The following is a 9966-nucleotide window of genomic DNA, read 5'->3' on the forward strand; positions in this document are numbered from 1 at the left end:
TTACCGCCTGCGGGAGTATGCCATGCAACATCCAGAGGCTCACGCCATTCTGCGTATTACCGACTGACCGAAGGAGCAACAGATGAAACAGCTTTCCTTTTTACCCGGCGAGATGACGCCACAGGACCGGCGTCTCATTCAGCGGGCGCTCAGGGCTCTGGACCGCCACCTGCATGAGCCCGGCGTAGCCTTCACCTCTACCCACGCCGTACGTGAATGGCTGCGACTGCATATGGCCGCGCTTGAGCGGGAAGAGTTCCGGGTGTTGTATCTGGACAACCAGAATCAGTTGATTGCCCATGAAACGCTCTTCACCGGCACGATTAACCGCACCGAGGTGCATCCCCGGGAGGTGGTCAAACGTGCTCTGCACTTCAACGCGGCGGCGGTGATACTCGCGCATAACCATCCTTCCGGCGAGACGACACCTAGCCAGGCCGACAAAACCCTCACGCAGCGACTGGTTCAGGTGCTTCAGCTGGTGGATATCCGTGTCCCTGACCATCTGATTGTCGGTGGCAGGCAAATCTATTCGTTCGCAGAACACGGTCTGCTTTGAGGTATTACATGAAAATTATCAGTAAACGCAGGGCAATGACGATATACCGCCAGCATCCTGAGTCCCGAATCTTTCGCTACTGCACCGGCAAATACCAGTGGCACGGTAGCGTCTGTCATTACACCGGCAGGGACGTTCCGGATATCGCCGGAGTCCTCGCGGTATACGCCGAACGCCGCCAGGACCGCAATGGGCCCTATACCTGCCTGATGAGCATCACCCTGAACTGACAATAGTGGAGAACTGTAATGAGCAACCCTACCAGGGGCCTGCAGCGGGAGATTACACTGCGCCTGGGAGCCCGTCTGGTGCAGGAAGGCAACCGACTGCATTATCTGGCTGACCGGGCCAGCATCACCGGCAAGTTCAGTGACATCGAATGCCGGAAGCTGGATGAAACATTCCCGCACTTTATCCGCCAGATGGAATCGATGCTGACCACCGGTGAACTCAGCCCCCACCATGCCCACTGCGTTACCCTGTACCACAACGATTTAACCTGCGAAGCCGACACCCTTGGCAGTTGCGGCTACGTATACATCGCCATTTACCCCACTCAGCGTTAATTACCTACACGAGAGCAAACATGAAAACTTTACCTGCAACAACTCAGCGGGCGGTGAAGCCCTGCCTGTCACCCGTGGCTGTCTGGCAAATGTTACTGACACGTCTGCTGGAACAGCACTATGGTCTGACAATAAACGACACGCCATTCTGCAATGAGGCTGTGATTAAGGAACACATCGATGCCGGTATCACCCTAGCCGATGCCGTGAATTTTCTGGTAGAAAAATACGAGCTGGTTCGTATCGACAGGAAGGGATTTAGCTGGCAGGAACAATCTCCTTATCTCCGGGCTGCAGACATTCTGCGAGCGCGGCAGGCAACTGGCTTGTTGCGGCAAAGCCGTAACAACGTAGTACGATGAACATTGCGTACAACCTTCCCGATTTACATTTCTGAACTTCCTCCCTTGTTTACCTATTGCGTAATGCGCCTGCTACTACCCGGCAGGCACGTTATCTTTTTACGGACAAACAATCATGCAACCAGAAGTTGAAGTATTAACCGATCATAATGAGCTAATTTGTTCGAGCTTTATTGAACACATTGCCAACACATTAAATTTAGGAGTGGTGTACAACTAAACCTGCAGCCAAGGATGTATAGTGAGCGAAGCCCTATCAGGCCTTTTTGGTCAGTAGATAAGATTGATCTTCGTTGATAGAATTTACTTACACCAGCTGTTACATTAAGATAATTTTTTGGTGGGAGAATGATAAGATCTTACGTAACAATTTGATTTTAATGGTGCCGATAATAGGAGTCGAACCTACGACCTTCGCATTACGAATGCGCTGCTCTACCAACTGAGCTATATCGGCCCTGAGAGGCCGGTTACGAGTGTAACCACGGTGCAAAAGGTTAGATCTAACCGGGTGATGCGTCAATGCCCTTTTGAATCAAACGGCTATTTTTGCATCACCCTTGATTATTTACGCACGAATTGTATCGTCACCGAAGCCGATCCACTTGTACGTGGTCAGAGCTTCGAGGCCCATCGGACCGCGCGCGTGCAGTTTCTGCGTGCTGACCGCCACTTCTGCGCCAAGTCCAAACTGGCCACCGTCGGTGAAGCGCGTTGAGGCGTTGACATACACCGCAGAGGAGTCCACTTCGTTCACGAAGCGATCGGCATTGCGCAGCGTACGCGTCAGGATCGCGTCAGAATGCTGGGTACCATGCTCACGGATGTGGGCAATCGCGTCATCGAGATCGCTAACAATCTTCACGTTCAGATCCAGCGACAGGAACTCGTCATCGTACTGCTCCGCTTTGACTGGCACTACCTTAGCCGGGCCATCCTGGAGCAGTGTGAGCGCATTGGCATCCGCGTGCAGCGTTACGCCGCTCTCCGCCATCTGTTTGCTCAGCGCCGGGAGGAAGGTATTTGCAATACCCTGATGCACCAGCAGCGTTTCCACAGTGTTACAGGTACTTGGACGCTGAGTTTTGGCGTTAACGATAATCTTCAGCGCCGGGGCAATCTCTGCGCTGTCATCGACAACGATATGGCATACGCCGATACCGCCTGTAATGACCGGAATAGTGGACTGTTCACGGCACAGCTTGTGCAGACCTGCGCCACCGCGTGGGATTAACATGTCGATGTATTTATCCATGCGCAGCATTTCGTTGACCAGCGCACGGTCTGGGCTCTCGATCGCCTGCACGGCTCCCGCCGGTAAGCCACACTCTTCCAGCGCCTGCTGAATTACGTTTACCGTCGCGGCGTTGGTGCGCCAGGTCTCTTTTCCGCCGCGCAGAATGGCAGCGTTACCGGTTTTCAGGCACAGAGAGGCGACGTCAACCGTCACGTTTGGACGGGCTTCATAAATCACACCGATGACGCCGAGCGGCACGCGGCGACGCTCCAGACGCAAACCGCTGTCAAGCAGCCCACCGTCAATCACCTGCCCTACCGGGTCAGCCAGATTACAAACCTGACGGACATCATCAGCGATGCCTTTCAGGCGCGTTGGCGTCAGCGCCAGGCGGTCGAGCATCGCTTCGCTCAGGCCGTTTTCACGCGCCTCAGCTAAATCTTGTTCGTTGGCTCGCAGGATCTCAGCGGATTGCGATTCCAGATAATCAGCGATTTTTTCCAGCACGCGGTTTTTCTCACGGCTGGAAAGGAGCGCCAGTTTGTAAGAGGCGGCCTTCGCGGCTGCGCCCATTTGTTCCAGCATGTTCTGGCTCCTTAACGAATAATCATGTCATCGCGGTGAACGGCAACCGGGCCATATTCATAGCCCAGAATGGCGTCGATCTGCTGCGAATGGTGGCCCGCAATGCGGCGCAGCGCGTCGCTGTTATAGCGGCTTACGCCATGGGCGATATCGCGACCTTCAAGGTTACGGATGCGGATCACTTCACCACGGGAGAAGTTGCCTGTCACGCTTTTAATTCCTTTAGGAAGCAATGAACTCCCTCGTTCCAGAATCGCCGCCGTCGCGCCTTCATCAACGGTGAGCTCACCGGCAGGAGGCGCGCCAAATATCCAGCGCTTGCGGTTTTCCAGCGGGGATTCCTGCGCGTGGAAGCGTGTGCCGACAGAGATGCCTTCCATCACGTCACCAATCACGCCCGGGCGGCTGCCCGCCGCAATAATGGTGTCGATACCGGCACGGCACGCCACGTCAGCAGCCTGCAGCTTGGTTCCCATGCCACCGGTTCCCAGCCCTGAAACGCTGTCACCGGCGATGGCACGCAGCGCATCGTCGATGCCATGAACGTCGGTGATCAGTTCGGCTTCCGGGTTGGAACGCGGATCTGCGGTAAACAGCCCTTGCTGATCGGTCAGAAGCAGGAGTTTATCAGCTCCGGCCAGAATGGCGGCCAGCGCAGAGAGATTATCGTTATCCCCCACTTTGATTTCAGCGGTGGCAACGGCATCGTTTTCGTTGATGACGGGAACAATGTTGTTGTCCAGCAGCGCGCGCAGGGTATCGCGCGCGTTCAGGAAGCGCTCTCTGTCTTCCATATCCGCGCGCGTCAGCAGCATCTGCCCGACGTGAATACCGTAGATGGAGAACAGCTGTTCCCAGAGTTGAATGAGTCGGCTTTGTCCCACGGCGGCCAGCAGCTGTTTAGAGGCGATCGTCGCGGGGAGTTCGGGGTAACCCAGATGTTCACGCCCGGCGGCAATCGCCCCGGAAGTCACAATCACAATACGATGCCCTGCGGCATGCAGTTGAGCGCACTGACGTACAAGCTCAACAATGTGGGCGCGATTTAGGCGGCGCGATCCGCCTGTTAACACACTGGTACCGAGTTTTACCACCAGCGTCTGGCTGTCACTCATGATTCTCTGCCGTTCAACGATAAGGGAAAGTAATGTCGAACGAACGTTTTAACAGGAGTCAGCCCGGTTGCCAACTGCCTTAGTACATCACAAAGCACTTTGTTGCGCGGGATCAGGAAGCGTAGCGGCAAAATTTGACGGATTTATTACCGAAATAATAAATCACATTTTTTTAAAATTATTCTTAGTTTGTCATAAAAGTTTCATTCCAGAACGATAAAACCCTTCCTGTTTTTTCACGGGACTTAAGCATGAGCTTATCGTCCAGCGAATTTTTTTAGCGCGTTTATAAGACAGGATCGAAAATGAAAAAGAGCACTCTGGCATTAGTGGTTATGGGCGTGGTGGCTTCTGCATCCGTTCACGCAGCTGAAGTTTATAATAAAAACGGTAATAAACTGGACGTGTACGGCAAAGTTAAAGCGATGCACTATATCAGCGATGATGACACCAAAGATGGTGACCAGACGTACGTTCGCTTCGGTTTTAAAGGTGAAACCCAGATTAACGATCAGCTGACGGGCTATGGCCGTTGGGAAGCCGAATTTGCCGGTAACAAAGCCGAAAGCGACTCTTCTCAGAAAACACGCCTGGCGTTTGCGGGTCTGAAACTGAAAGACTTTGGTTCCCTGGATTATGGTCGTAACCTGGGTGCGCTTTACGACGTCGAAGCGTGGACCGATATGTTCCCTGAGTTCGGCGGCGACTCTTCCGCACAGACCGACAATTTTATGACCAAGCGTGCCAGCGGTCTTGCAACCTACCGTAACACCGATTTCTTCGGTGCGATTGATGGCCTGGACATGACGCTGCAGTACCAGGGCAAAAACGAAAACCGTGACGCCAAAAAACAGAACGGTGACGGTTTCGGTACCTCTCTGACCTATGACTTCGGCGGCAGCGATTTCGCTGTCAGCGGCGCGTACACCAACTCTGACCGCACCAACGCGCAAAACCTGCTGGCGCGTGGTCAGGGCCAGAAAGCGGAAGCCTGGGCTACCGGTCTGAAATACGACGCGAACGATATTTATCTGGCAGCCATGTATTCCGAAACCCGCAATATGACGCCAATTTCCGGCGGCTTTGCTAATAAAGCGCAGAACTTTGAAGTTGTTGCACAATATCAGTTCGATTTCGGCCTGCGCCCGTCTCTGGGCTATGTCCAGTCTAAAGGCAAGGATATCGAAGGGATTGGTGACGAAGACCTGGTGAAATATATCGATGTCGGCGCGACCTATTACTTCAACAAAAATATGTCCGCATTTGTTGATTATAAAATCAACCAGATTGACGACGATAATAAACTGGGCGTAAGCAGCGATGATATTGTTGCGCTGGGTATGACGTACCAGTTCTAAGATAATCCGAATAAGAAAATCCCGGCAGATGTGCCGGGATTTTTTTTGCCCGAAATGAATGCGGTCTGATGCCCTCACCCCGGCCCTCTCCCACAGGGAGAGGGAGAAAAGCATTACGCGGTCAGCTTCACCGCTTCGCTGGAAAAGTTATCCGCGGGTTCGAACTTCAGCTCCAGAGAGGCCAGCAGTGCGCTCGCTTTGTCGTGGAACTCTTTGAGGGTATATTCCAGGCGATCAATCACTTCCTGATCGTTGATGGTGGTGGCCTGCCAGTTGCCGTCTTTATTAAACAGGCCAAACTGGTAGCTATAGGTAAAACGTTTCTCCTCAGCTTCCATTTCCATCCACCAGCCCCAGAATTCACGTTTTTCGGGTGCAGGCTTCACGTTGACGCAAACAGCCAGGCAGTCGAAAAAAAAGCGATTCTCTTCACACTGCTCTTCTCGAATATACGGGCCGAGAGCCATAAATTTCTTAATCAGCCTACTTTTCGGGTGTCCACTCGGTAACGTCATTGCGATCTCCTTTTGTGAAGCCACTGTTTTACCAAACCAGCAAAATTTAGCAATCTATTAACACAATCTCTGAGCGATCCAGCGCGTAATCTCTTTCAGTGCTTTGTCGAAATTCTGATATACCGGGCTGAACGGCACCTCAAGCAATTTACCATCCGCAGATGACGAAGTGATTAAGCGTGACTCTTCCTCCGGGCTGAACGGATCGTTTTTCCAGAAGCCGGACAACATCGGCGTCGGGCAACGGCGTCCCAGCAAACCTTGCGTTTTTAACGAGTAACGATTGAGCTCAACGCGCAGCGCTTCATCTGATGCATCATGCATGCCAAGGCGGCTGGCCAGCACGTCAAGGTACATTTCCGGCACGCTGCCCTGACGGGCAGGATCGCTAAGCAGGGCGTGGACTACCGGGCCCAGGCACGCGACGGCCTTCAGGCGCGATGATTCAAGGTAAGCCAGACGCACTGCGACGTTCGCCCCAAAGCGGAAGCCGAATGCCGCCACGCGGGTGTGGTCAACCCAAGGAATGTTTTCCAGCGCTTTTAGCGCATGCTGGTGCAGCAGACTGGAATCCTGAGTCAGCTTCCATTTGGATGAGAAACCAATTGAGGGCATATCAAGCGTCAACATCGCGATCCCTTTTGGTGCGAAGTAACGCTCATACAGGCTGTAATAGTCGATTTGCAGCGAATCCAGCCCGCCGCACATCAGGACGGTTGGGAACGGGCCGTCTCCTTCAGGCATATGAAGGAACCCGGTGACGGGCGCACCGCCGGGAATGGTGAACTCCAGTTCGCGCATCTGGCCCGGAAGGCGCTGAGCCGCTTCTTCATAGGCTCGGTTCGCCAGCGCCTGAGCCTGCTCAGCCAGCTCATCACCTTTTAAATGCGGGTAGGCGGCAATGGCGTAGAGATTGGCCGCATGGAGCCAGTGCTTGCCGCTCCGCGTAGCATCTTCCTCCTGGCTGGCTTTTTGCTGCCAGAGCATCGCCTGTTTAGACCATTCATAGATCCAGTTGCCGCCGCGATAGCCGACCACCGTGTCGTAGAGTTCGCTGTCTGTGCGCTCCGACTCGCTCATGACGATACGCGCCTGCACATCCAGGATTTCACGCGGATCAATACCGCGCCAGATCCACATCAGGCGGTTAATCATGCGATACCAGTGGGGGACGTTTTTGCCGTCTAAGGCAGACTGGACGGCAGGCTGGATACCCGGATTGAACCGACGGACCAGCGTCGACGTTTCAGGGTGTTTGAAACGGGGTTTGAAGAGTGTCTCGGTGAGATTCGCCTGCGTCATTGCGTTGCCTCCATGGATACGTCATATAACGTCCATTGTAACGCGTGGCAGGATAAAAAGAACAACGCCCGACATAGCCGGGCGTGTAAAGTTACGTGCGGAAATTAACGGCCTGAAATAGGCGGTACAAAGACCACGCCCATATCCCATGGCTGTTCAATCCAGGTATCCTGAGGGATATCAATCACGTAATCGTCAACCAGTGGGCGACCCGCCGGTTTCGCGAAGATAGTGACGAAATGCGCTTTTGGATACATTTCGCGGATAGCCACCGCGGTACCACCGGTGTCCACCAGATCGTCGATGACGATAAAGCCTTCACCGTCGCCTTCAGCGCGTTTCAGCACTTTCAGCTCACGCTGGTTGTCGTGGTCATAGCTGGAGATGCAAACGGTATCGACATGACGAATACCCAGCTCACGTGCCAGCAGCGCCCCCGGTACCAGACCGCCACGGCTGACGGCAATAATGCCTTTCCACTGTTCGGAAGGCATCAGACGCGCAGCCAGTTTGCGGGCGTGAATCTGCAACATGTCCCAGGTGACGACGTATTTTTCGCTCATGTGAAGTGTCCCAGCCTGTTTTTATACGGCTTAAAAAGTGTTCGAGGGGGAAATAGGTTGCGCGAGATTATAGAGATCTGACGCACTAAAAACCAGTGTTTAGCGCCCTCTGCCTGAGTTTTTACATGCTTTATGCTACCAGCCCGCAGAGAAAGTGGTATTCTCAGTTGCATCTCGCAAGCCTGTCTTGTGGTAACTATTAACCTGCTAACCCTGTGACCTGCAACCTTGTTTGCAGAGCATCGACAAGGAGACTTATCGTGTCTGAACTGTCTCAATTATCTCCGCAGCCGCTGTGGGATATTTTTGCCAAAATCTGTTCCATTCCACACCCTTCCTACCATGAAGAACAGCTTGCCGAACATATTATGGGTTGGGCGAAGGAAAAAGGTCTGCACGCTGAACGCGACCAGGTTGGCAACATTCTTATCCGTAAACCGGCCACCGCAGGCATGGAAAACCGCAAACCGGTTGTCCTGCAGGCGCACCTGGACATGGTGCCACAGAAAAACAACGACACCGTTCACGATTTCACTAAAGACCCGATCCAGCCCTACATCGACGGCGACTGGGTGAAAGCGCGCGGCACCACCCTGGGTGCAGATAACGGCATCGGCATGGCTTCTGCGCTGGCCGTGCTGGCGGATGACAGCGTTGAGCACGGTCCGCTGGAAGTGCTGCTGACCATGACCGAAGAAGCGGGCATGGACGGCGCATTCGGTCTGCAGGCGAACTGGCTGCAGGCTGATATCCTGATCAACACCGACTCCGAAGAAGAAGGTGAGATCTACATGGGCTGCGCGGGCGGGATTGATTTCATCTCTACCCTACCACTGTCACGCGAAGCGGTGCCTGCGGGTTACCAGACCTTCAAGCTGACGCTGAAAGGGCTGAAAGGCGGCCACTCCGGCGGCGATATCCACCTGGGCCTGGGCAACGCCAACAAACTGCTGGCACGCTTCCTGGCGGGCCACGCGGCTGAGCTGGATCTGCGCCTGGTAGACTTCAACGGCGGTACCCTGCGCAACGCGATCCCACGCGAAGCCTTCGCCACCGTTGCAGTACCTGCAGCAAAAGCGGACGAGCTGAAAAAACTCTCCAGCGTCTACCTGGATATCCTGAAAAACGAACTGTCAGCGAAAGAGAAAAACCTGACCGTGGTGCTGGAATCTGTTACTACCGACAAAGCCGCGCTGACCGTGCAGTCTCGTGACACCTTTGTTCAGTTGCTGAACGCGACGCCAAACGGCGTGATCCGCAACTCTGACGTGGCGAAAGGCGTGGTAGAAACCTCACTGAACGTGGGCGTGGTCACCATGAGCGACGACAGTGCAGAAATTATCTGCCTGATCCGTTCCCTGATCGACAGCGGTAAAGAGTACGTGGTGAGCATGCTGGAATCTCTGGGGACGCTGGCGGGTGCCAAAACCTCCGCTAAAGGCAGCTACCCGGGCTGGCAGCCGGATGCCAGTTCTCCGGTGATGGCGCTGGTGCGCGAAACCTATCAGCGTCTGTTCAACAGCACGCCGAACATTCAGGTGATCCACGCGGGTCTGGAGTGTGGTCTGTTCAAGAAACCGTATCCGAACATGGACATGGTCTCTATCGGGCCAACCATTACCGGGCCGCACTCGCCGGATGAGCAAGTTCATATCGAAAGCGTGGGCCATTACTGGACCCTGCTGACCGAGTTGCTGAAGGCGATTCCTGCTAAGTAATTCGTCGTCTGTTGCCCGGTGGCGCTACGGTATGAACCGGAAACATGGGTAACACTTTAGACCGGATACATGGGTAACAGTTATAA

At 54.1% G+C, this 9966-nt stretch carries 12 protein-coding genes and 1 tRNA gene; 7 read left to right on the forward strand and 6 right to left on the reverse strand.

Translation table 11 applies throughout. The features are described 5' to 3' along the window. The 5 genes from ACOTYN_RS25000 to ykfI form a co-directional block, all read left to right on the forward strand. The coding region (locus ACOTYN_RS25000; RefSeq protein WP_421634788.1) for an antirestriction protein at positions 1 to 67 on the forward strand (67 nt) is incomplete at its 5' end. Positions 68 to 82: 15 nt separating this feature from the next. Beyond that, positions 83 to 559 (forward strand): JAB domain-containing protein, encoded by a 477-nt coding sequence (locus ACOTYN_RS25005; RefSeq protein ID WP_000811693.1) that lies wholly within the window; start codon positions 83 to 85, stop codon positions 557 to 559. Between the two features lie 8 nt (positions 560 to 567). Beyond that, complete coding sequence (locus tag ACOTYN_RS25010) at positions 568 to 789, forward strand: DUF987 domain-containing protein (protein WP_000691994.1); 222 nt, start codon at positions 568 to 570, stop codon at positions 787 to 789. An 18-nt stretch (positions 790 to 807) separates the two neighbouring features. Then, positions 808 to 1125, forward strand: a complete 318-nt coding sequence (yafW, locus tag ACOTYN_RS25015; protein ID WP_000070396.1) for a type IV toxin-antitoxin system antitoxin YafW — start codon at positions 808 to 810, stop codon at positions 1123 to 1125. A 20-nt stretch (positions 1126 to 1145) separates the two neighbouring features. After that, the gene (ykfI, locus tag ACOTYN_RS25020; RefSeq protein ID WP_000854680.1) at positions 1146 to 1487 is read left to right on the forward strand and encodes a type IV toxin-antitoxin system toxin YkfI; all 342 of its coding nucleotides are present in this window, start codon (positions 1146 to 1148) and stop codon (positions 1485 to 1487) included. A 381-nt stretch (positions 1488 to 1868) separates the two neighbouring features. Here the strand turns inward: ykfI and ACOTYN_RS25025 are convergent. The 3 genes from ACOTYN_RS25025 to proB all read right to left on the reverse strand — a co-directional run bounded on the left by ACOTYN_RS25025 (position 1869) and on the right by proB (position 4424). Next, positions 1869 to 1944, reverse strand: a tRNA-Thr gene (locus ACOTYN_RS25025). A gap of 111 nt (positions 1945 to 2055) precedes the next feature. Continuing rightward, positions 2056 to 3309, reverse strand: coding sequence for a glutamate-5-semialdehyde dehydrogenase (proA, locus tag ACOTYN_RS25030; protein WP_071922558.1), 1254 nt, complete (start codon positions 3307 to 3309; stop codon positions 2056 to 2058). Positions 3310 to 3320: 11 nt separating this feature from the next. Then, a complete protein-coding gene (gene proB / locus ACOTYN_RS25035) occupies positions 3321 to 4424 on the reverse strand; it encodes a glutamate 5-kinase (RefSeq protein ID WP_014882684.1) in 1104 nt (367 codons plus the stop codon). Between the two features lie 305 nt (positions 4425 to 4729). Here proB and phoE point away from each other — a divergent pair, with 305 nt between their 5' ends. Continuing rightward, positions 4730 to 5782, forward strand: coding sequence for a phosphoporin PhoE (gene phoE, locus ACOTYN_RS25040; protein ID WP_014882683.1), 1053 nt, complete (start codon positions 4730 to 4732; stop codon positions 5780 to 5782). A 113-nt stretch (positions 5783 to 5895) separates the two neighbouring features. On the opposite strand, the gene crl is transcribed toward phoE, so the two are convergent. From crl to gpt, 3 genes are all read right to left on the reverse strand, one after another. After that, positions 5896 to 6297: a sigma factor-binding protein Crl gene (gene crl, locus ACOTYN_RS25045; protein WP_014882682.1), complete on the reverse strand. Its 402-nt coding sequence runs from the start codon at positions 6295 to 6297 to the stop codon at positions 5896 to 5898. A 57-nt stretch (positions 6298 to 6354) separates the two neighbouring features. Further along, positions 6355 to 7599, reverse strand: coding sequence for an esterase FrsA (gene frsA, locus ACOTYN_RS25050; RefSeq protein WP_014882681.1), 1245 nt, complete (start codon positions 7597 to 7599; stop codon positions 6355 to 6357). A gap of 104 nt (positions 7600 to 7703) precedes the next feature. Further along, positions 7704 to 8162, reverse strand: a complete 459-nt coding sequence (gpt, locus tag ACOTYN_RS25055) for a xanthine phosphoribosyltransferase (RefSeq protein WP_003863205.1) — start codon at positions 8160 to 8162, stop codon at positions 7704 to 7706. Between the two features lie 260 nt (positions 8163 to 8422). Here gpt and pepD point away from each other — a divergent pair, with 260 nt between their 5' ends. Further along, on the forward strand, positions 8423 to 9880 hold the full coding sequence (pepD, locus tag ACOTYN_RS25060; RefSeq protein WP_014882680.1) for a cytosol nonspecific dipeptidase: 1458 nt from the start codon (positions 8423 to 8425) through the stop codon (positions 9878 to 9880). Positions 9881 to 9966: the final 86 nt, after the last annotated feature.

The organism is Enterobacter cloacae complex sp. IR5458 (genome assembly GCF_049238025.1).
In the GTDB taxonomy this organism is placed as follows: domain Bacteria; phylum Pseudomonadota; class Gammaproteobacteria; order Enterobacterales; family Enterobacteriaceae; genus Enterobacter; species Enterobacter kobei.